The sequence below is a fragment of the Embleya sp. NPDC025285 genome (genome assembly GCF_055558835.1).
In genome coordinates, this window is sequence record NZ_JBVHLU010000016.1 from 30,601 (window position 1) to 52,343 (window position 21,743).

At 71.3% G+C, this 21,743-nt stretch carries 19 protein-coding genes; 8 read left to right on the forward strand and 11 right to left on the reverse strand.

Going from position 1 to position 21,743, the window contains the following annotated elements:
• Positions 1-2: 2 nt before the first annotated feature.
• Both ACZ4FV_RS13185 and ACZ4FV_RS13190 read right to left on the reverse strand, forming a co-directional pair.
• Entirely contained in the window at positions 3-1,232 is a 1,230-nt protein-coding gene (locus ACZ4FV_RS13185) for a Cmx/CmrA family chloramphenicol efflux MFS transporter (protein WP_402233752.1), read from the reverse strand.
• Positions 1,229-1,561 carry a hypothetical protein gene (locus tag ACZ4FV_RS13190; protein WP_395860672.1) on the reverse strand — a complete coding sequence of 111 codons (333 nt, stop codon included), beginning with the start codon at positions 1,559-1,561 and terminating at the stop codon, positions 1,229-1,231. Before ACZ4FV_RS13190 ends, ACZ4FV_RS13185 begins: the two co-directional genes overlap by 4 nt.
• 90 nt (positions 1,562-1,651) lie before the next feature.
• On the opposite strand from ACZ4FV_RS13190, the gene ACZ4FV_RS13195 reads away from it, so the two are divergent.
• The 3 genes from ACZ4FV_RS13195 to pdxR all read left to right on the forward strand — a co-directional run bounded on the left by ACZ4FV_RS13195 (position 1,652) and on the right by pdxR (position 6,327).
• Entirely contained in the window at positions 1,652-2,245 is a 594-nt protein-coding gene (locus tag ACZ4FV_RS13195) for a helix-turn-helix domain-containing protein (protein WP_402233750.1), read from the forward strand.
• 614 nt (positions 2,246-2,859) lie between these two features.
• Complete coding sequence (locus tag ACZ4FV_RS13200; RefSeq protein WP_402233749.1) at positions 2,860-4,392, forward strand: ABC transporter substrate-binding protein; 1,533 nt, start codon at positions 2,860-2,862, stop codon at positions 4,390-4,392.
• Positions 4,393-4,848: 456 nt separating this feature from the next.
• Positions 4,849-6,327 carry a MocR-like pyridoxine biosynthesis transcription factor PdxR gene (gene pdxR / locus ACZ4FV_RS13205; RefSeq protein WP_465322647.1) on the forward strand — a complete coding sequence of 493 codons (1,479 nt, stop codon included), beginning with the start codon at positions 4,849-4,851 and terminating at the stop codon, positions 6,325-6,327.
• A gap of 36 nt (positions 6,328-6,363) precedes the next feature.
• On the opposite strand, the gene ACZ4FV_RS13210 is transcribed toward pdxR, so the two are convergent.
• From ACZ4FV_RS13210 to ACZ4FV_RS13225, 4 genes are all read right to left on the reverse strand, one after another.
• A complete protein-coding gene (locus ACZ4FV_RS13210) occupies positions 6,364-7,218 on the reverse strand; it encodes an NAD-dependent epimerase/dehydratase family protein (RefSeq protein WP_395860665.1) in 855 nt (284 codons plus the stop codon).
• Between the two features lie 72 nt (positions 7,219-7,290).
• Positions 7,291-7,695, reverse strand: a complete 405-nt coding sequence (locus tag ACZ4FV_RS13215) for a cupin domain-containing protein (protein ID WP_395860663.1) — start codon at positions 7,693-7,695, stop codon at positions 7,291-7,293.
• Between the two features lie 142 nt (positions 7,696-7,837).
• Complete coding sequence (locus tag ACZ4FV_RS13220) at positions 7,838-8,233, reverse strand: GNAT family N-acetyltransferase (RefSeq protein ID WP_395860661.1); 396 nt, start codon at positions 8,231-8,233, stop codon at positions 7,838-7,840.
• Positions 8,234-8,356: 123 nt separating this feature from the next.
• A complete protein-coding gene (locus ACZ4FV_RS13225) occupies positions 8,357-9,022 on the reverse strand; it encodes a TetR/AcrR family transcriptional regulator (RefSeq protein ID WP_395860659.1) in 666 nt (221 codons plus the stop codon).
• A 69-nt stretch (positions 9,023-9,091) separates the two neighbouring features.
• Between ACZ4FV_RS13225 and ACZ4FV_RS13230 the strand changes: the two genes are divergently transcribed.
• The 3 genes from ACZ4FV_RS13230 to ACZ4FV_RS13240 all read left to right on the forward strand — a co-directional run bounded on the left by ACZ4FV_RS13230 (position 9,092) and on the right by ACZ4FV_RS13240 (position 12,469).
• Positions 9,092-9,754, forward strand: a complete 663-nt coding sequence (locus tag ACZ4FV_RS13230; RefSeq protein WP_402233744.1) for an O-methyltransferase — start codon at positions 9,092-9,094, stop codon at positions 9,752-9,754.
• Between the two features lie 223 nt (positions 9,755-9,977).
• On the forward strand, positions 9,978-10,376 hold the full coding sequence (gene gcvH, locus ACZ4FV_RS13235) for a glycine cleavage system protein GcvH (RefSeq protein WP_395860655.1): 399 nt from the start codon (positions 9,978-9,980) through the stop codon (positions 10,374-10,376).
• 287 nt (positions 10,377-10,663) lie between these two features.
• Positions 10,664-12,469 (forward strand): gamma-glutamyltransferase family protein, encoded by a 1,806-nt coding sequence (locus tag ACZ4FV_RS13240; RefSeq protein ID WP_402233742.1) that lies wholly within the window; start codon positions 10,664-10,666, stop codon positions 12,467-12,469.
• 75 nt (positions 12,470-12,544) lie between these two features.
• On the opposite strand, the gene ACZ4FV_RS13245 is transcribed toward ACZ4FV_RS13240, so the two are convergent.
• From ACZ4FV_RS13245 to ACZ4FV_RS13255, 3 genes are all read right to left on the reverse strand, one after another.
• Positions 12,545-13,639: a C45 family autoproteolytic acyltransferase/hydolase gene (locus ACZ4FV_RS13245; protein ID WP_395860975.1), complete on the reverse strand. Its 1,095-nt coding sequence runs from the start codon at positions 13,637-13,639 to the stop codon at positions 12,545-12,547.
• A 5-nt stretch (positions 13,640-13,644) separates the two neighbouring features.
• Positions 13,645-15,276: an amidohydrolase gene (locus ACZ4FV_RS13250; RefSeq protein ID WP_402233740.1), complete on the reverse strand. Its 1,632-nt coding sequence runs from the start codon at positions 15,274-15,276 to the stop codon at positions 13,645-13,647.
• A 132-nt stretch (positions 15,277-15,408) separates the two neighbouring features.
• The gene (locus ACZ4FV_RS13255) at positions 15,409-16,833 is read right to left on the reverse strand and encodes a purine-cytosine permease family protein (RefSeq protein WP_402233738.1); all 1,425 of its coding nucleotides are present in this window, start codon (positions 16,831-16,833) and stop codon (positions 15,409-15,411) included.
• Between the two features lie 94 nt (positions 16,834-16,927).
• On the opposite strand from ACZ4FV_RS13255, the gene ACZ4FV_RS13260 reads away from it, so the two are divergent.
• On the forward strand, positions 16,928-17,563 hold the full coding sequence (locus ACZ4FV_RS13260; protein ID WP_395860647.1) for a TetR/AcrR family transcriptional regulator: 636 nt from the start codon (positions 16,928-16,930) through the stop codon (positions 17,561-17,563).
• Positions 17,564-17,655: 92 nt separating this feature from the next.
• Positions 17,656-19,005, forward strand: coding sequence for a hypothetical protein (locus tag ACZ4FV_RS13265; protein ID WP_402233736.1), 1,350 nt, complete (start codon positions 17,656-17,658; stop codon positions 19,003-19,005).
• 99 nt (positions 19,006-19,104) lie between these two features.
• Here the strand turns inward: ACZ4FV_RS13265 and ACZ4FV_RS13270 are convergent, their stop codons facing one another.
• Complete coding sequence (locus ACZ4FV_RS13270; protein WP_465322648.1) at positions 19,105-20,835, reverse strand: hypothetical protein; 1,731 nt, start codon at positions 20,833-20,835, stop codon at positions 19,105-19,107.
• A 621-nt stretch (positions 20,836-21,456) separates the two neighbouring features.
• Positions 21,457-21,735: a hypothetical protein gene (locus ACZ4FV_RS13275; protein ID WP_395860643.1), complete on the reverse strand. Its 279-nt coding sequence runs from the start codon at positions 21,733-21,735 to the stop codon at positions 21,457-21,459.
• Positions 21,736-21,743: the final 8 nt, after the last annotated feature.

Consider the following 21,743-nt stretch of genomic DNA (forward strand, 5'->3'; position numbering starts at 1 on the left):
GCTCACTCCTGTGGCATCGGCTCGACGGTTGTCCCGACCGGCGAACGGCGCCGAGACGTCGTCTGATCGAGGAGGACGACCAGGACCGTGGCCGCCGCGAGTCCGGCGCCGATCCAGGCCACGGAGGTGACCTCGGCTCCGGCGTCGAGGGAGATTCCGGCGAGCACCGGGACGAGGCTGATGCCGAGTTGGAAGGCGGAGACCGTGGTGGCGCCGGCGAGTGTGGGGGCGTCCGAGGCGATGGTGAACACGCGGCCGTAGATCGCGGGGTTCAGCACGAATCCCGCGATCCCGAGCAGCAGCACCAGGGGGACGACCACGACGGCGTGGCGCGCGAACAGGGCGAGCAGTACCGAGCAGAGCAGGATTCCGATCGCTCCGGCCAGGAGCGCGTGGTACGGGCGCTCGTCGGCGATCCTGCCTCCGATGGAGAGCCCGATGAAGGCGCCGACGCCGAACAGGACGAGGATCCCGGAGACCCACACGTCGGGGACGCCGGTCACGTCGGTCAGCAGCGCCGCGAGGTAGTTGAACGAGATCATGTACGCCGCGGTGCTCAGCAGTGTCGTGGCGTAGACGGTCCACAACCGGGGGCGTCGCATGGCGGTGAGTTCGCCCTTGATGCTCGGTCGTCGGTGTGCGGTGGTCACGGGCAGTGCGAAGAAGACCGAGGCGGCACCGAGCAGGGTCAGTGCCACGACCATCCAGAATCCGCCGCGCCACCCGGACAGGTGGCTGATCAGCGTGCCGGCGGGGCCTCCGGCGATCATGGCGAGGCCGAGCCCGCTGACCACGACGCCGGAGGCGCGTGCGGTGCGGTCGGGGGTCACCAGGCTGATCGCGGTGACGGCCGCGACCGCCCAGAAGCCGGCGTAGGCGATGCCCGCCACGAATCGGGTGGCGAGCAGCGTTTCGTAGTCGTCGACCACGAGTCCGGCCGCGACCGCGAGGGCGAAGACGACCTGGGTGATCACGAGCGCGGAGCGTCTTGGCCAGCGCAGGCTGAAGACGGCCAGCGGGGGACCGCCGACGACCACGCCGATCGCGAACGCCGTGACCAGGCCGCCGGCGGCGGCGAGGCTGATGTCGAGATCGTCGGCGACCGCCGGCAGCACTCCGGCGAGCAGGAACTCGGCGCTGCCCATCGCGAAGAGACTGAACGAGAGCAGGTACACGCCGAAGGGAAGTCGGCCCGCCGCGATCGGCTGTTGCGGTGTCTTCGTGGTGCTCATCGGGCCACACCCCCGGCGCACTCGTGCCGGACCGCCTCGGTGGTCACGTCCGGTTCACGGAGCCGGCCGATGATCGTGCCGGTCGCGCTTACTCGCCCGTGGTCGAACTCGCCTGCATAGCCGGTGGATTCACTGCGTCCGATGGCCAAACACCCGGACGGAGCCGTGCTGTCCCGGCACCCGAAGCCGGGTACGCGCGCGGCCCGCAGCTTCCGTGGCTTCCCGTCGTCCACCACCAGGACGGCTGCTTGCGCCCTGGCCACGACGATTCCGACGCTCGGGCCCGCGGCCCCCGCGCCGATGATCACTACATCACGATGGTCGGTCATGACTGTCACCTCCGAGACGACCGTGACGCTCGTGATGCCGAAAGAGCAATAATCGTTGCCGATACCGGGACGACGTGTTGTGATGGATCGATGGATTCCATGCCCGCCATCGCCGCCACCCTCGGCCGGATCGGACCCCGACTGCGCCGGCTCCGGGAGAAGCGGAATCTGTCGCTGACCCGGCTCGGCGACATCACCGGCATCTCCAAAAGCACCCTGTCACGGCTCGAATCCGGGCAGCGCAAGCCAAGCCTGGAACTGCTCCTGCCGATCGCCGCCGCTCTGGCGGTGTCGTTGGACGACATCGTGGCCGCCCCACGAGTGGTCGCCCCTCGGGTCGTCCCGAAGCCGAGGGGATCGAACGGGCGAGTCTTCGTCTCGCTCGCGCGGCAGCAGGCCGGCGAGCCCAGGGCGTTCCGGGTGACGATCCCCCGAGACGAGACGGAGGCCGTCATGCGTACCCACACGGGATACGCGTGGCTGTACGTGCTCACCGGCAGACTCCGGCTGATCCTGGACGAACGCGACGTGATCCTCGGCCCCGGAGAGGCCGCCGAATTCGACACCCGACACCCCCACTGGTTCGGATCCAGCGGCCACGGCGACGTCGAGGTGCTCAGCCTGTTCGGCAAGCAGGGCGAACGCATCCGCGTCCGGGTCTCGGGCCGACCCCCGGCGGCCTGAAGCCCGAGCGCACGAGCCGCGGGCACCGACGATCACGGGGGCGACCGGTCGCCCGGATCGCGGCCCCCGCAGGGGACCTGGGATCCTGGCTCGCGTGGCCCGGGACTCCGATCTCGCGACGTCGGACCGAGCCGACTCGGCCGCGAGCCGGGGTTCGGGAACCGCCCTCTCCGTACGGCGAGTTGGTTGGTCGTCGGCCACGGTGCGTGTTTCGGGTCGCGGGTGGGCATTCCGCGTCGGATGGATAGCCTCCTCGCGAACGCGCCTATACCTTCTGTTGCGCCGCGAGATCCCGAGCGCGATCCGTCCGTGTCCCGCGGTGTTCTCGTCACGTCCCGGTAGCGACGGACCGATCGACACGCGAGACGCGCGAGGCGCGATGCGACGCGCGAACGCGAAGTGCGGCGCGAGTATTCGGGCGGTTCGACACCCGGACGCGGCGGACACCGGCTGACCGGCGACGCACGGTATCCAATTCCGTCGACACATTGGCAGGTAGGCACGTAGTGCTTTTTGCGAAACGAACGACACGAAGAACCACCGAAGTCGGCGGACCCGTTCGAGACGTCGGACCCGTTCGGAACGTACTGCGCCCCTCGGCCCTGGCGCTGGTGATGATCTGCCTGACCGCCACGGCGGGATGCGGGTTGGTCGGCGACGACGACTCCGACGCGGCCGGCAAGCCGCAAACGGGCGGTTCGGCCGTCTTCCTCCTCCCCGGTGAGCCACGCGGGCTCGACCCGTTCAGCGCGAGCTACCCGAACGTGGCCGACGGGAACCGGATGACGGCGCTGTACGACGTCCTGGTCTGGACGGAACCGGCGACCGGCACCGTGCACCCCAAGCTGGCCGAGTCGTTGATCAGCGACGACCAACTCACGAACTGGACGCTGACCCTGCGTCCGGGACTGCGCTTCTCGGACGGATCGCCCCTGGACGCGGCCGCGGTCAAGGCGACCTGGGACGCCCACCGGGACCCGACGGTGAACTCGTTGGTCGGCGGGGTACTGCGGGACGTCAAGCTGGTCCAGGTGGCGCCGTTGCAACTGCGGATCGAACTCCCATCCGCCAACGCCAACTTCGATCACCTGGTCGCCCGCAACCTGGCGTTCGTCGCCCCCGCGAAGTACGTCGCGACCCCCGACGGTCGAGCCGCGCTCAAGCGCGCCCCGGTCGGCGCGGGCCCGTTCAAGCTGGCGGCCTGGGAGCCCGGAAAAGACCTGCGCATGGTGCGCAACGAGAATTACTGGCAGAAGGGACTGCCCCACCTGGACGAACTCGTGTTCCGGGTGGACCGCAACATCGCGGCGGCGCCGGAGTCGATCGCGGAGGGTCGGGCGGACATCACCGTCACCACCGACCCGACCGTGCTGGGCGACGCCCGGGACAAGAACCTGACGGTCGACGAAACCCTGCTCAACGGCGGCCTGATGATCGCCTTCAACATGCGCAAGCCGCCGTTCGACAACCCGGACGCACGTCGGGCGATCGCGCTGGCGCTCAGCGGCGAGGACCTCAACCGCCGCTTCTACAAGGGCCTCGGCGTCCAGGCCAGGGGTATCTTCAACGCGAGTTCCCCGCTGGCGAACGTCAACCTGGCCGCCGTGGAGAACAAGCCCCAGCAAGCCGGCGAGCTCTTCGCCAAGCTCACCTCGAACGGGCAAAAGCCTTTCGTCTTCCACTACATGGTGCCCGACAGCCCCAAGTCCCGGGAGATCGCCGAGTACATCCGCCGAACGCTGGCCGGATACCCGGGGGTGACCATGATCGTCGACGTCGTCGACATCGCGTCGCTGGTCACGCGCGTCTCGTCCAAGCGCGACTTCGAGGCCACCGTCTTCCAACTGTGGGCGGACGACGTGGAACCGACCGTGCACCAGTTCCTGGTCACGGGGGGCGTCAACAACATCACCGGCTACAGCAACGCCACCGTGGACAAGGCGCTGGGGGAGGGCCGACTGTCTCCCGACCCCAAGGTCCGCCGCGACGCCTACACACGTGTGCAGACCTCGCTGAACCGCGACATGCCCTTCTGGGTGTACCTGGAAGCTTCGGCGGCGGCCGTGCACAGTCGGCATATGACCGGCATCGAGCCCTTCAACGACGGACTCGTGCACTTCGACCAGATCACCCGCACCGGCAACTGACCGACGCCTTCCCTCGGGACCAGGACCCGACGAGCACCGCGGCCCCGCACCCATGACGAGCGCCGGTGGGAACCTCCCACCGGCGCGCCGTCGGGTCCTTGCCCGTCGACGTGGTCACCGATCGGCCGCCGAAGGTGTGCCGCGGACACCGGGCCGGACCGCGGGTGCGGATGGCGTCAGTCGGCGATGCGCGGGGCGAGTTTGCCCGTGGTGGTGGCGCGTTCGGCGTGGGCGTGGGCTTGTGCGGCCCGGTCCAAGGGAAAGGCTCGGTCCAGAGTACGAACTCACCGAGCTGGGACGCGGTGTCGCCCGGCCGTTGAGCGGGCTTCGGGACTGGGCCGAGACCAATGTGGACCTGGTCCGCCCCGGCTGAATCGGGCTTGGCACGCGTGACGGGCGGCGCGTCCGGGGGCACCGGCGGGCCGGAAGGCGGCGTGCGCCGGCAGGCTGTGGGGTATGCGTCATCCTTCCGTCGGCGGAGTCGATCCGCCTCCTTTCGTTGCCGGAGTCGATCTGCACATCGACGTCGATCGGCGTACCGCCGGGACCGGTCGCTCCGTGGAGGAGGCGTTGCGCGACGCCGTGCGCTCGGGGCGCCTGGCTCCCGGTACTCGCTTGCCCGGCTCGCGCGCCCTGGCTGCGGATCTGGGCCTCGCGCGCGGCACGGTCGTCGGCGTGTACGGCCAACTCGTCGCCGAGGGGTGGCTGATCGCGGAGCCGGGGTCCGGCACGCGGGTGGCGGACGTCGGCGGCGTCGAGCCGTCCCGCGCCGGTGGCGGCGGAAGGCGGGTGCCGACCGAAAGCCGGGTGTGGGCCGATCTGCGACCGGGCCGGCCCGATCTCGCGTCCTTCCCCCGTACCGCGTGGGCGAGTGCGGTGCGTCGGGTCCTGGCCGGGGTGGAGGCGGGCGGCCTCGACTACGGCGACGTCGAGGGGACCGCGAGCCTGCGGGCGAACCTGGCCGCGTATGTGGCCCGGACCCGGGGCGTACGCGCCACACCGGACGCGGTCGTCGTCACCGCGGGATTCACCCACGCGCTCGCGGTGCTCGCGCGTGCGCTGCGCGGCCTGGGCGTACGCCGGGCCGCGACCGAGGACCCGGGGTTGGCCCGACACCGGGAACTGTTCGCCGCCGCGGGGGTGGACTGTGTCCCGCTGCGCGTGGACGAGTTCGGCGCGGACCCGGCGGGCCTCACGCCCGACACCGGGGTCGTGCTGCTGACCCCGGCGCACCAGCATCCGGCCGGCGTCGTGCTTTCGCCCGCGCGACGCGGCGAGTTCGCCGCCTGGGCCCGGCGTGCCGGTGGCTTTGTGATCGAGGACGACTACGACGGCGAGTTCCGCTACGACGGCCGGCCGGTCGGGGCGCTGCAGGCGCGCGATCCCGAACGGGTCGTCTTCGCGGGGAGTACCAGCAAGACCCTCGCTCCCGGCCTGCGCCTGGGCTGGCTGGTCGTGCCGCCGGCGCTGCGCGAGCCGGTGACGGCGGCGCTGCGCGAGAGCGGCACCGGGGTGTCCGTGATCGAGCAACTCACGCTCGCGGAGCTGATCGCGCACGGCGACTACGACCGGCATGTGCGTCGTGCCCGCCTGGCCTATCGGCGGCGCCGCGGCGAACTCGCCGATCGGGTCACCGCGGTGACCGGGATTTCCCTGGTGGGGGTCGCGGCGGGACTGCACGCGTTGCTGCCCCTGCCTTCGGCGGAGCACGAGCGCCGACTGATCGCCGCCGGGCAGTACGTGGGCCTGCGCCTGCACGGCCTGCACGTCTCCGGCTACCGACACCCACCCGACGAATCGGCCCCGGCCGCCCTCGTCCTGGGCTATGCCACGCCGTCACCGCACACCTGGCGCCGGGCGCTGGACCTGCTCGGCGAGGTGCTCGACGCGGAGGGTTTGCGGGCGGGGCCGACGCGGCGGCGACCGGGGGGATAGCACGACGATCCCCCGTGTGTCGGAGCCTGCTCCCGGTTACAGGGTGGCGAAGCCCGATCGCCAGGAGAGGTGGGTCGGCGTCCAGCCCAGGTGCTTGCGGGCGAAGTGGTTGTCGGCGCCTCTGGCCCAACCGGCGCGTGGCGCGTCGGGCGCCTCGGCGGGCGGTGCCGCGCCCACCGCGGCGGCGAACACCGGCACCCAGGCGTCGGCCGCCGCCGGTTCGTCGTCGACGAGGTTGACCACGCCGCTCGGCCAGCCCAGTGCGGCCACCGCCGCCGCGGCCGCGTCGTCGACGTGGACGAAACTGGACACGTCCGCCCCGCCGGCCAACCGCCCCGCACGCGCGTCGGCCGCCCTGCTGCCGTCGGCCGCGAACCACGTGCCCGGGCCGTACAGCAGCCCGTAACGCAGCACCACCCACTCGGGCAGTTCGCGTACGGCCGACTCCAGGGCGAGCACGCCGTCGATCGTGCCACGTCGGGGCTCGTCCGTCGTGGCGTCCAGCGGCGTCGTCTCGTCGGCGGGCTCCTCGCCCGCCTCGTAGACCCACGCGATGCTCTGGGCCACGACGCGCCGTACGCCTGCCGCGTGTGCGGCGTCGACGAGGTTGCGGGTGCCGATCCGGCGCACGCGTGCGTTGGCGGAAAGGTCGCCCGCGGCCAGATCGGTGAGTTGGTGCATCACGAGGTCCGGCGCGGCGTCCACCACGACGCGGGTGAGCGCCTCGCGGTCGTAGACGTCCGCCGACACGACGGTGACGTCGGGTGCGTGCAACTCGGCCGCGGCGTCCGGGCGTCGCGAGAGCGCGGTGACCCGGTGTCCCGCCGCGACGAGCCGGGGGACGATACGCCGTCCCAGGACACCGGTGGCGCCGGCAACGAGAACGTGCATGGTGTGGAACTCCTGTACGGGGTCGGGATCGGATGACGATGCGCCCGCGCCGGGATGGCGGGGGCGCGGTACTCACGGGGTGGGTCGGGGCGCCCGCCGGTCCCGCCGTTCGGCCAGTTCACGCTCGTCGACGACGGTCAGCATGGGTTCGCCGGGAACGCCGAGCATGACCACCACGAAGCGACTCCACGCGTCGGTGAGGTTGTTGCCGGCCCGGTAGTGGATGACGTCGCCGCCCGGTTCCCAGAACGCCTCGCCGGCGTGGATGATCCGCTCGGGTTCGCCTTCGAGTTCGAAGACCATCTCGCCTTCCAACATGTAACCGAAGACCGGACCCGAGTGCCGGTGCGGCGGTGTCCCCGGGTCGCCCGGCGGCAGTTCGACCGTCATCGTCATGGCTTCGGTGGGGGTCGGCAGGAAGGGCGGTATCTGGTGGAGGAGGGATGTCAGCACGGTCCCACCGCTTTTTTCGTTCATGGCGGCAAACGTAGAGGCGGACCGGACCGCATGACTGGTCCACTTCACGCCGGATCGGATGGACCGGTTCGCCCCGTCGGACCGCCCGGATCGACCGAAGCGCCCGGTCCGCGCCCCGGAACCCGAGGGGTCGGCCACGGGTTCACAACGCGATCAGGCCCGCCGCGGTCTCGCCGAAGCCGCAGACATCGACATAGAACGACCGCAAGTGCTCCTCGAAGTCGACGTGCAGCCATGCGCACCCCGCCGCGCGGGCCCCTTCGGCGGCCGTGCCGACCAGCACGGAGCCGATGCCCCGGGACCGGGCGCGCCGAGCCACGACCGTGTCCAGGACGAAGGCATGGACCCCGCCGTCCCAGGCAACGTTGACGAAGCCGATCAAGCGGCCGTCCTCGCGCGCACAGACCCAGCCGAGGCTGTGCCGCTCCAGCCGTGCGCGCCAGGGGATCCGCCCGATCGGGTGGTCGAACCCTTCGGCGTGCAACTCCTCGAGGGCCGAATCGTCGAAGTCGCCCCGCCATTCGTACGTGATATCCACGGCCCGAACGTAGCGACGGCAAGGGCGGATGCCGGCACGACCCGTCGGGTCGAGACCGTGCGCACCCGAGTCGGGCGGGAGGCCGCCCTCCGGGCGTCGGGTGGCCACGTGGGGCGATTCGGGTCAGGGCCGCGTTCGTGGGGCCGGCTCGTGTCGGGCCAGGAACGCGTCGACGAGGGCGTCGGTGAAGGTGTCGCCGATGGGTTCGTCGGTCACCAGTACGCGATAGTAGAGCGGGCCCACGAGTTGGTCCGTCTCGGTCGCGATGTCGAGATCGGCGGGCAACGAGCCGCCGTTCATGGCGCGTTCCAACGGCAGGCGATCGCGACCGCGTTGCGCGTCGAGCCATCGGACCCGGAAGTCCCGGGCGAATGCCGGATCGTGCTGAGCCTGTGCGATCAGCGCCCGGAAGACGGCCCCGGAGTCGGACTCGGCGAGGAAGTACGCCAACCGTCGCAGGTAGTCGCGCAGGTCCCCCGCGAGGTCGCCGGAATCGGGCGGCGACAGGTCCTCTGCGGCGTCCTCGAGGAAGGCGTCCATCAGGACGTCGGTCTTGGTGCTCCACCAACGGTAGATGGTCTGCTTGGCCACGCCGGCTCGCGCGGCGATGCCCTCCATCGTGACGCCGGCGAATCCCTTCTCGGCGAGCAGGTCGTCGGCCGCCTCGAGAACCGCCCTGCGGGCCTGTTCGCTGCGTCCGTGCCGGTTGCCGTGGTGTGCCCGCCCGGATCCACCGGTGCCGGCCGGCGTGGCGTCATCCGCCGTGGCCCTGTGAGTCTCGGATGTCATCTTCTCGCCTCCCCGCGCCGAGGATATTGCATCTAGAAAAGACGTGACGTTGCGTCTAGCCTAGCTTTCATGACACCCACCCTCACGCTCGCCGACCCCCGAGTCCGAACGGCCCTCGGCAGGATGTTCGAGGAAGCCGAACAGGACGACACCGTCGCCGCCCGGCGCGACGCGGAACTGCCCGGCGGCTTCGCCCCGCTGTCACCCCAGGAACGGGCCGACGCCTCGGCCGAGGTCTACATGCCGATCTCCGCCGACGGCGGAGCACTGCTGTACAACCTGGTCCGAGCCGCGCGCCCGAGCACGGTCGTCGAGTTCGGCACGTCCTTCGGGATCTCCACGCTGTACCTGGCCGCGGCCGTGCGCGACAACGGCGCCGGACGCGTCGTCACCACCGAGATGAGCAAGGAAAAGATCGCCGCGGCGCGCCGCACCTTCGCCGAGACCGGCCTGGACGACCTGATCACCGTGCTGGAGGGAGATGCCCGGGACACCCTCCGCGATCTGGACGCCCCCGCCGACTTCCTGCTGCTGGACGGGTGGAAGGACTTGTGCCTGCCGGTATTGCGCCTGTTGGAGCCACGCCTGCGGCCCGGCACGCTGGTCGTGGCCGACGACGTCGAACTGAGCAGTCTGCAGCCGTATCTCGACTACGTCCGCGACCCGGAGAACGGCTATCACAACGTGACGTTCCCGGTGGAGGACGGCATGGAGATCAGTTGCCGTCTGTGAACCGGCGGAGAACCCGCCGGTGGGCGTGCCGGGGAACGTGACGGAGAACGTGCCGACGGGGCGTGCCCGGTCGGCTGCGGGCCGGCGATGCGGCGGCATGTCCGTAATGGAGCCTTTCGGGTGAGTGCACTGTTCCGGTGGGTCTCCTCTGCGTCAGGCTGGTCGCGGCCGTGCGCGGATCTCGCGTCGGCGTACGCATGACATCGGCAGGAGACCGACCGATATGACGACCGTGCCCGCGGACCGCAAGTACACCCAGGACCACGAATGGATCCTGCCGACCACGGGCGGCAAGGCCCGGATCGGCATCACCGACTTCGCGCAAAAGCAGCTTGGCGACGTCGTGTTCGTGGAGGTGCCCACCGTCGGCTACACGCTTCAGGCCACGGAGGCGCTCGGGAGCGTCGAGTCGGTCAAGGCCGTCACCGAGATCTACGCCCCCGTCGACGGCAGCGTCATCGCCGTGAACGAACTCCTCGAAGGCGAACCCGAACTCCTCAACACCGACCCTTACGACAAGGGATGGGTCGTGGAGGTCACCCTCGTCGATCCCAAAAGCCTGAACGACCTCCTCACCGCCGAGCGGTACCAGGCGTACCTCGACCGGGAAGAGTCCGACTGACTCCCACCGCCGCGGTCGCCGACGCGACGCGCACGGGCACGGTCGACTCCCACGCAACCCGCGGCACACGACGGGTGAGCCCGAGCGGGCCGAAGACGAGACCGTGTCCGTGTCCGGCCAGTGGACGCGGCGAGGGGTGAGGGGCGAGGTCGCGGGACGGGACGTGCGAGGTCGCGGCCCGGTCGACGGTCCGTGCGTGGCAACGCCGACGTCAACGCCAACGGGCACCGGACTCCGGGCGAACCCGCGCTCTTGTTGCGATGCCGGCGCCGGCGTACGGTCCGGCCATGGGCATTCGACCGGCGCTTCGGGGCGACTTCGGCATGGTGTCGTCCACCCACCGGCTGGCCTCCGAGGCGGCCTTCGCGGTGCTGGAGGACGACGGGAACGCGTTCGACGCCGCGGTCGCGGCCGCGTTCGTACTGCATGTCGTCGAACCGCACCTGAACGGACCGGCCGGCGAGGTGCCGATTCTGCTCGCACCCGCCGGCGGCCCAGTGCGAGTGTTATGCGGTCAGGGCATCGCGCCGGCGGGTGCGAGCATCGCCCACTACACCGGGTTGGGCCTGGAACTGGTCCCCGGCACCGGCCCGTTGGCCGCCGCCGTGCCGGGAGCCTTCGACGCGTGGATGCTGCTGTTGCGCGACCACGGCAGCAAGTCGCCGGCGACGGTGCTCGATCACGCGATCGGCCTCGCCGAGCACGGGCACCTGCCGCTTCCGGGCGTCGCGCAGACCGTGACCCGCATGCGCGAGCTCTTCGAGACGGAATGGACCACCTCCGCCGAGGTCTACCTCCCGCACGGGATGACGCCGAGCCCGCGCCGACCCCTGCGCAACCAAGCCCTCGCGCACACGTGGCGGCGTGTGCTGGCCGAGGCGGCCGCGGCCGGCGGCGATCGCGAGGCGCAGATCGACGCGGCCCGCCGCTGCTGGCGCGAGGGCTTCGTGGCCCTGGACATCGCGGAGTTCGCGGCCCGACCCACCATGGACACCTCCGGTGAGCGGCACGCCGGCACCCTCACCGGCGCGGACCTGGCGAACTGGTCGGCGGCGTACGAGGGACCGATCCGTCGGCGGTGGCGGGACTGGGAGGTGTGCAAGCCGGGCGGCTGGTCCCAAGGGCCGGTCATGTTGCAGCAGTTGGCCCTGCTCGCGGACGAACCGGCCTACGGATCCGCCGAGTACGTGCACACCCTGATCGAGGGCGGCAAACTCGCGATGGCCGATCGCGAGGCCTGGTACGGGGACGCCGCCGAGGTGCCGTTGGACGACCTGCTCAGCGCCGACTACAGCGCCGACCGACGTGCCCTGATCGGCCGCGAGGCATCCTACGTGCTGCGCCCGGGTCGGCCCGGCGGACGTACCCCGATCCTCGGCCGACACGCACGCGAGGCGGCCGACCGCGCGGCGGGACACCGCGATCGGCAACCGAGTCGCGTGCACCACCCGGGGACGGGTGAGCCGACGGTCGCGCCGACCGGAGCCACCCGGGGCGACACCTGCCATCTCGACGTGGTCGACCGCTGGGGCAACCTGGTCTCGGCCACCCCCAGCGGCGGTTGGCTCCAGTCCAATCCGGTGATCCCCACGCTCGGCTTTCCGCTCGGTACCCGACTCCAGATGACCTGGCTCGAACCGGGCCTGCCCAACTCGTTGACTCCGGGCCGTCGGCCGCGCACCACCCTCAGTCCCTCGCTGGCCCTGCGCGGCGGCGTCCCGGTCCTGGCCTTCGGCACGCCGGGTGGCGACCGGCAGGACCAATGGCAGACCCACTTCCTGCTCGCCCTCACGCTCAGCGGCCGAACCGCCGGCACGCTCGACGTCCAGGGTGCGATCGACGAGCCCAACTGGCACCAGGACAGCTTTCCTTCCTCGTTCTACCCGCGCGAGATGCTGCCCGGCGGCGTGACCGCCGAGGCCGGCCTGGGACCGGCGGTGCTCGACGACCTGCGCCGCCGCGGGCACGACCTGACCGTCGTCGAGCCCGGTTCGGTGAGCCGGCTGTGTGCCGTCGCCCGCGATCCGGAGACCGGCGCGCTGACGGCGGGCGTACACCGGTCCGGCGGACAGGGCCACGCGACCGGGCGCTGAGGCCCGGCCCCGATCGGCCACGCCGATTCCCGAGGCGCGTACACCCCGCGACCCCGCCGCGCGGCATCTGCGCGATCAGGCCCGGAGCGTGCGCCAGTCCCGCGAGGCGGCTTCGGCGGGTGTGCCGTCCAGGACGGTCGCGGTGCGTGCGGCCGGTTCCAGGACGACGGTCGCGAGCGTGGCCCAGCGTTGCCCCAGTGGCTTGTCCGGATCGGCGCGGCAGGTCACGGGTGGTTCGCCGGCTCCCGTCACGAGGTAGTCCACCAATTCGTCGGCCGCGTTCGGCGCGCCCCGGTGCGCGAGACGCGCGCGCACGAAGTCGTAGCGCTCACCGGAGTCGGGTTGGTAGAGCCAGGTCTTCTCGTCGGCCGCGGGCGTCGGGGAGAGGAAGTGGTTCGTGCGGACCAGGACGCCGTTCTGCGGTGCGATCTCGAAGACGCCGACGGGACTCACGTCGAGCAGGACCGCCGTCGATTCGTCGAAGAGCGAGAACGATCCCGACGACGCGATCGGCGCGCCGCGGACGATCTCCACCGCCTCGGCGACGCTGCCGGCCTCTTCCAGCACGATCGCCGCGAGTACGTGCACGGGGACGCCGCCGACACCGTCGCGGAGGTGACCGAGGATGTTGAAGTGCAGGGCGAGGCCGGCGCTGTTGACGCCGATCTTGCCCAGGATGCCGTTCTCGGTGAGGCCGACCACGTCGTGCCTGCCGCCGCGCGATTCGAGCGTGTGCCAACAATCGCTCAGCTCGACGTGCCAGTCCCAGGTCTGGATGCCGAACGTGCGTGAAGCCGCGGAGTCGCCGTCTCCGAGCCGGCGCACGATCGTGGTGCACTCGCCCGGCGGCACGACCGTGCTGCGCGCGAGGATCTCCGTGCGCGCGTTGAGCGCCGCGACGCGCCACGGTTCCACCCGGGCTCCCTCGGCGATGCCCTCGATCTCGGCGCGGGCGCCGGGACGGAAGTCGTCGATCGTGTCGAGGGCTCGCGCGGCATCCGCCCGCGCCCGCGTCGATGTGATGCCGCCGAGTGCGAAGAGCCGGTCGTAGATCTCGACCGCGTCGTGGATCCCCGCGCGCAGTCCCGCGCCGCGGGCCACGCCGCGGGCGTGTGGATCGATCGCGGAGGCGACGATGTGCGGGCGGGAATCGGGATGGGGGTTCGGCATGACGATCACGAGCGTTCCTTCGGGAGGTCGGTGTACAGGCGGACGTCGCCGTCGACGACCGTCGCCAGGACGGCGTTGTCGGCCTGGGCCTCGGGAGTCAGGTCGAGCGGATTCGCGGCGAGGATCGTGAGATCGGCGAGGTAACCCGGGGCGACGCGCCCGAGTTCGTGGCCGGCGCCGCCGGCGTGCGCGGCGGCGAGCGTCATGCCCGCATAGGCCTCGCGAGCCGAGAGCGCCTGCTCCGGATGTACCGGCGTGCTGCCCGGTTCCTCGACGGGGCGTCGCAGTTGGCAGTCGGCGAGCCCCACGCGCGGGTCGCCCGGGCCGATCGGCCAGTCGGATCCGAGCGCCACGACGGCGTGATGGTCCACGAGGTCACGCGTACGCCAGCCGTGCGCGGCGCGATCGGGGCCGATGCGGCGCGACCAGTTGTCGGTGCCGTCCCCGCGTGTGTGTCGGGTGGCGTGCGCGGGTTGCAGGCTCGCCACGACGCCGAGTTCGGCGAACCGGCCGAGGAGGTCGTCGGGGATCGATTCGACGTGCTCGATCCGGTGCGGACCCCGGACGACGGACCCGACCTCCTCGATCACGTCGAGCGCGAAGCGCACGGCCCGATCGCCGATCGCGTGCGTCGCGGTGGGGATGCCACGCTCGACGAAGAACCGCATCGCGGCGCGATAGGCGTCCACGTCGCGCCACAGCGGCTCGCAGTTCTCGCCGTGCGTGTCCGGGCGCTCGAACCAGGCGGTGCCGTTGTCCGCGGTTCCGTCGAGCATGAATTTCGCCCCCTCGACGTGCCAGCGTCGGCCCCGCAGACCCTGGAGACCGGCGACACGCCGCCACTCGTCCGGACCGGAATCGGCCGCCACCAGAGGTGAACAGCGGATCCGCAACGGCAGGTCGGTGTCTTCCTCGATGCGTCGATACACGGCCTCCGACGGGTCGGTGAAGTCCAGCGCGTGCAGGCCGGTGAGGCCGGCGCGGGCCAGGCGTTCGAGTTCGTGTCGGACGTACTCGGCGGCGGTGTCCACGGAGACCTCCGGATAGTGCGCGAACACCAGGTCCATCGCCTGGAGTTCGACGACGTATCCGGTCGGGCGGCCGTCCGGCCCGACCTCGACCGAGGAGGCGTCGGTGAATGTCTCACGACCGGTCAGGCCGACGAGTTCCACGGCATGGGCACTGACCACGAGCGCGTGCGCGTCGCGCGTCATCAGCGAGATCGCGCGCCCGGGGAAACGCTCGCCGAACACGGAACCGGTGGGCTCGCCGGGAAAGGCGTTGACGTCGAGGTCGTAGCCCGTGATCCAGCCGTCCTCGGGCTGTGCGTCGACGGCTTCGGCCAGGTGGTCGCACACCTGGTCGAGGGTGCGGGCCCCGGACAGGTCGACGCCGCTGCCGATCGAGATGGAGCCCCACACGGGATGGGCGTGCACGTCGGTGAGGCCCGGCAGGATCGTGGCGTCCGGGAACTCGTACACGGTCGTCTCGGGACCGCGCAACGACGCGGTGCTCGACGCGTCGCCGACGGCGAGGATGCGACCGTCGCGGATCGCGACCGCGTCGGCGGGCGGTGCCGCGGTATCGGTGCGGAGATGTTCGACGTGTCGGGCGAGCACTATGACATCGGCGTGCACGGGTTGGTTCTCTTTCGGAGTCGAGGCGTCGGAGTCGAGGCGTCCGGACCGGGGTGCCCGGTTCGGGGCGTCCGGATCGGGGCGTACAAGGGGGCGCGGGCGCGCGGGGGCCACCGGTGCGCGAGGGGCGCGTCAGGCATCGGGGATCGATCGAAGGAAGCGGCACAGGCCCCAGTAGATCGCCGCCGCGGTGAGCATCCCGCCCGGAATGGCCAGGTCGAGATCACCCGTGCCGGCCGCGACGGGGCCGGTCCAAAAGCTGGTGGTCACACACATCGCGGCGATGATCCCGCCGACGGTGATGGCGAGGATCCCGGCCCAATGCACACCGCCGCGATACCAGAACGGGCCGTCGCGCCGTTCGGCGAGCAGCTCGGAGCCGTCGTAGCGGTTGCGCCGCAGAACCAGGTCGGTCACCGCAACCGCCATGGCCGGCCCCGTCACCACGACGACGAGTTCGAGCATCGTGTTGACGCTCGTGAGGAAGTCGAAGACGAGGATCGCGAAGAGCGTCATGGTCGTGCCCAGGACGCCGATGATGAGCACGGCCGGGATCCGGGCGAGGCGGATGCCGACGGACTGGACCGCGAGGCCGGCGCTGTAGGCCGTCATGCCGTTGTTCGCCACGGTGTTGCAGACGACCGCGATGACGAACACGGGGACGAACCAGCCCGGGAGGATGCTCTCCAGCGCACGTTGCGGATCGCTCATGTCCAGGCTCGTGGCCGCCAGCGCGCCCACGCCGGTGAAGACGACGCTCGGCAGGTACGCGCCGAAGGCCGTCCACCCGGCGATGGCGACGGGGCTGGTGCCGCGGGGGAGATAGCGGGCGAGGTCCGGGCTGTTGCTGTAGGACAGCGGCGTGGAGGCGATGATCGTGAAGCCCGCCGTGAGGGTGGCGAACAGGGCGGCTCCGTGCAGCGGTTCGGCGGGCGCGTAGGACCAGTCGGTCTCGGCCAGAACGTAGCCCGTCACCACCACGAACACGATCGTCAGGAAGGTGCTGAGGCCGGCGTACAGCCGCACGATCGTCGCGTGCCCGTAGATCGCGACGAGCAGCGTCGCGCCGGCTATCGCGCAGACGATCACGGCCTCGACGGCCGAATTGTCCGGGAGGCCGACGCGCCGCGCGAGGCCGATGCCCGCGACCGACGCGGCCGACCAGTTCAGGGCCAGATAGGCGGATGCGATCAGCCATCCGGTGAGCACCAGGACGATCCTGTTGCCCAGCACGCCGTACATGGCGCGGGAGACCACCGACCCGCTCGTGCCGGCGGCCGGACCGCTGATCGCGACCACGCCCGTGAGGATCCACAGCAGGTTGCCGACGAGTGCGACACCGATGGCCTGCACCGGCGAGAGCCCCATCAGGACCAGCGTCGCGCCGATGACGAAGCTCAGGTAGCTGACGTTCGGGGCCGCCCAGATGGCGAAGAGTTCACGGGCTCGCCCGTGCCGTTCGGTGACGGGGACCTGGTCGATGCCTCGGGTCTCCGGGCGACCCGCACGGTCGCGGGCACAGTCGTCGGGGGCCGCCGTGGGGAGTGCGTGGTTCATACGTCGAGACCTCTCGAGGCACACCGCTAGCAACCACTGCTATTGGTCTCTTGGCCAATGGGGTATTGGCCACACATCCAATAGGGTGGTCGGTATGACGTCAAGCCCCCCGTCGACGCGGGTTCGCAAGATGCCCGAGGAGCGTCGCGCCGAGATCGTCGCAACCGCCGCGCGGATCGCGCTCGAAGAGGGTCTCGAGCGCATCACGCTCCGTCGCGTCGCCGACGAACTCGGCGTGCGCCCCGGACTGATCGGCCACTACTTCCCGGCCGCCGACGACCTGGTGAGCGAGGCGTTCACGCACGCCGCCACCAAGGAACGCGCGGCGCTGCTGCCGGAGGAGGAGGCCGGGCTCGCCCCCGTCGATCGACTCGGCCGCTTTCTCGTGCGCCTGACCGACGGCGAATTCGTCGACCTCGGCCGCCTCTGGCTCAACGCACGCCACGTCAGCCGGTTCAAACCCGGTCTTCGCGCCGCGGTGCGGGCACAGGAGTCGCTCACCCGCGACGCCCTCACCGCGCTCGTCGACGAGGGTGTGCGCTCGGGCGAGTTCACGACGGACGACCCGCTCGGGGTCACCCTGCACATCCTCGTCAACGTGGACGGCCTCGGCGCGTACAGCAACGACGACGTGCCGTTCGACCACCCCGCCCTGCACGACATGTCGATCGGGACGGCCGAGCGCATGCTCGGACTGCCGCCGGGCACGCTGCGCGCTCGTACACGCTGAGACGGCTTCCCGGGGCCTGCCTGTTCCCGGGGCCGGCGTCCGCACGGGGCCGACTTCCGCACGGGCCGGCGCGGCGGCAGTAGCCTGAATACATGACGAAAGTCGCATTTCGGTGCCGGTGCCTACCGCCGAAGACGGCCGTCCTCGGGCTCGCGCTCGTGCTGGCGGTCCTGCTCTTCGCGGCGGCGCCCGCCCACGCGGCGGCCGGCGGCGGCATCGGGACGATCGCCGCGTCGCTGCGCGACGACCCCGTGTACACCGTCCCGGCGGCCGAGGACGTGCTGCCGTCGGCCACCGCCGACGCGTTGCGGACGAAGATCCGGTCCGCCGACAAGCCGATCTTCGTGGTCTCGGTACCGGCCGACTCGCCACTCGCGTCGGCCGGTTCGCCCGCGGCCGTACTGTCGGGCCTGCGTGAGCAGGTGGGCCGACCGGGCGTGTACGCGGTCACCGTGGGTCGCACGTTCGACGCCGCGGCCGACGCGTCGGTGATGTCCCGCGCACGGCTCGCCACCCTCAAGAGCGACGTACTGGCCGCACACCAGGGAGACGGACCGGGCCTGCTGACCGCCTTCGTCGACGGGGCCGCGGCCGACGCGCAGCAGCCGTCGGCACCGGCGCGCGACGACGGCGGCTCGTCGTGGGTCGGCCTCGCCGTGGTCGGGGCCGTGCTCGTCGCCGGAGCCGGCACGATCCTCATGCTGCGCAGGCGGACCCGCACCCGCCGGGCGGCGCAGGCACGGCAGGAACTGGAGCAGGTGCGGCCGGTCGTCGACGAGGACATCACCGCATACGGCGAGACGCTCGATCGGGCCGCCTTCGATCCGGGGGCGGCCGACTCCGACGACGCCATGCGCGAGGAATGGACCAGGGCCCTCGACGCCTACGAACGGGCGAAGTCGGCCATGGCGTCGGCCCGGGAACCCGCGGATGTGCGTGCGGTCAGCGAGGCCCTGGACGACGGACGATTCGCCCTCGCGACCCTGGCGGCCCGACGTACCGGCGCGGCCCTGCCGCAACGCCGACCGCCGTGCTTCTTCGACCCGCGCCACGGTCCGTCCGTGCGCGACATGCGCTGGGCACCGGCGAACGGCGCCGAGCGGGAGGTACCGGTGTGTGCGGCCGACGCGGCCCGCCTGGACGACGGTCTGGACCCGGAGATCCGCGAGGTGGACAGTGCCGGCGGTCGTCGCCCGTACTGGGAGGCCGGTCCCGCCTACGGTCCATGGGCGGCCGGGTGGTACGGCGGCATGTTGCTCCCGGGCCTGCTCATCGGGACCACACTCGGCGCGTCGATGAACCTGGGCTACGCGGCGGAGGCGGGCGCGGCCGGGGCGGGGGACGGTGGATTCGGTGGCCTCGGTGACGGGGGCGGCGGCTTCGGGGGCTGGGGCGGAGACGGCGGTGGCGGTTGGGGCGGTGACGGCGGCGGCTCGTTCTGACCCCGAAGAAGACGACGCCGGCGCCTGTCGTCGGGACCGGGCGCCGGCGCCCGGTTCCCCGCCCGCCCGAAGCCGGGCGCGCGGGGAACCGCGTCCTTCTCAATAATCGATCGTGCTCTGGTACAGGCTCTTCAGCGGGCCGTTCGCGGAGGTGTCGTATCCGTCGGCCCTGCGCTGTTGCCAGAACTCGGCGAATGTCGTGGACCGGTGTCGCAGGAACGTGTTCCAGACATTGCCCGGGGCGGCCTCGCCGTAGACGTCGGAGCCCTCGTTCGTGGTGTCGGTGAGGTCGATCAACGCACCGGCCACGCGACCCTCGACCGCGTCACCGTCGTCCCAACCCGACGTGCTCCAGGAGGGAGTCTCCAGGTTCATGGACGCACCGCTCGGCCACCGGTAGTACGGATCCTTGTACACGCTCGCCGGCACCCACTCGGCGAAGCCCTCCACCCACGCGCACCCCGTCGAGGACTTCGCCGAGACACCGTGCGGGCTGCAGTTGGGGATGGGCGGCGCGTTGTCCTCGTAGACGTCGCCCATGATGGCGTGCGTGAGTTCGTGGACCACGGTCATGTGCGAGTCGGGGGCGTCCGCCTTGAGGTGGATCTGCTTGTTCCCGTAGTAGTTGCCGACCGTCGAGTCCGGTGCCCAGTTGAGCACGACCTGCCGGCACGTGGTGTCCAGGCCGTCCCAGCAGGTGTTGCCCGGTACCCACTTCCACGCGTCGTTGAGCGCGTCGAACGCGTGCAGCGCGCGCATCCTGTCGGCCGCGCCGGGCTTGCGGTCGCCGAACGAGGTGGTGCTTCCGTTGGCGACGTTGGAGACCGTGGGCGTGTTGAACGTGAACGCGTTCGTGGTGCCGGTGGCCTGGACGCGCCAGTTCTTGTTGGTGGTGGTGAGCTTGACGTAGACGTCCTGGCCCGAATTGTTGCTCTCGGCGTTGTCGAAGCACAGTTTGTACTCGCCCTTGGTCCCGGTGAGGCCGGAGGCGAGCCGGTCGTGCGCGTTGCTCGTGTCGGCGTCCCACGCCTCGACGGTCATGTTGACCACCGGCCGGGTGACACCCTTCTCGTCGACGTACAGCCACTTGCCGGTCGCGCAGGCGGTCGGTGCCGCGGCGGCGACGAGGGCGCGCGGTGCCGGCGGGTCGTCGCCGGCGGGTGCGGCCAGACCGGCCGGGGACAACGACTCGGCCGTCAGGTGCGGTGTCGATTCCTGCGGCGTGACGTCGGGCGAGACCTCGACGGAGTCCGCGTCGGTCGACCGCTGCGCGCCGAAGCTCGACATGCCCGGGGCCGCGCCCACGGTGAGCGGGATCAGGTCCTCGGCGGCGTCCACTCCCGCGCGCAGGTCGGCAGCGGCGCGCACCTTGACCTCCGCGGGACCGGCCGCCTTCGCGACGATCCGTCCCGTGTAGGTGACGGACTGCCCGGCCTTGAACGAACGCACGGTGCCCGCACGGTTGATGCCGCCCAGGTGCACGGGGTTGGGCGAGGGATGCGAGGACAGGGTCAGTCCCACGGGCGGGTCGACCCAGGCGAGGTTGGCGGGCAGATCCGCCTCGACGCGCACACCCTTCGCCGCGATCTGGGCGCTCACCACGAACCGGACGCCGGCGGTCTCGCCGACCGCGAGGGCGTGATCGACGGTGGCGTCCACCGAGAAGCAACCGCGCTCCTCTCCGGCCTCCGGCGCGTCCGGATTCGGGCGGGTGGTGCACGCCTGCGGTCCGGTGGGGCCCTTGGTCGAGCTCCCGGAGTCCAGGGCCGCGAACGCCCCGGCCCCCAATCCGACCTGAATCGCCACGGCGCCGGCGACGACTATCAGCACACGTCGTCTGGACCGTACGGATTTTCGGTTGATCATGGTGGTCGAACCTAGCCACACACGTCGGGCGCCACTATCCGATGTGCGCGAGGGGACCGGGAAGTGCCGGCCTCGGCCGGATCGGGGCTCACGGGTGGCGCCGGGTCGGGAGGCTCGCGGGTGGTGTCGGGGCGCGGTGCGACGACCACGCACGGGGAGGACGGTCGGTGTCCTGCCCCGCGCGGAATCGGTGATCGGGATCCCGGGTGGGGGTTCGCGGCGTGCTGTCCAGGCCGCCGATCGCCACTGCCCGGGATACCCGATGTGGCCCACCGCGTGGATTACGGACGGGGCTCGGCGCTCCCTGCCGAAGTACCACCTCCGGCCAGGCCCCCGAGTCGCCCGCAGCCCGCCCGACCACGCGTGTGGGTGTGTTGCCCGAGACGCCGATCCATGTCGTTCGTCGTCTCTCGGGCAGCCTGTCGCATGTGCCCGATGGTGCCAAGTGATGCAGCCCCAGGATCGGTTGGCGTCCGGGCCACGACGTCTGGGCCTGCGTCGAGGCGCGTCGGCGGCGCGCACACGGGGACTGCGCGTGCTCGGCGTCTGCTCGGTACGCGCCGACGGGCGGCTGCCTCCCTGCGCCTACTTGACGTAGAGCGCGAAGTAGCCCAGGAGGATGTCGTACGGACACTTCCAGGTCGAGAAGCCCTCACGCTGGTACTGCTGGCCGGCGTCCACACACTTGTTCCGGGTCGTGTAGTAGTCGATGAACAGCCAGCCGGCCGCCGCCTGGGCCGGGGCCGACGCCACCGTCGTCGAGGCCGGTGGGGCCTTCGCCGTCGTCGCCTGGGCCGGGGCGCCGAGCGCCGTCATCGACGCGATGGCGAGTGTCGTGGTCAGCAGTGCGGCACGCTTGCGCATGAGAAATT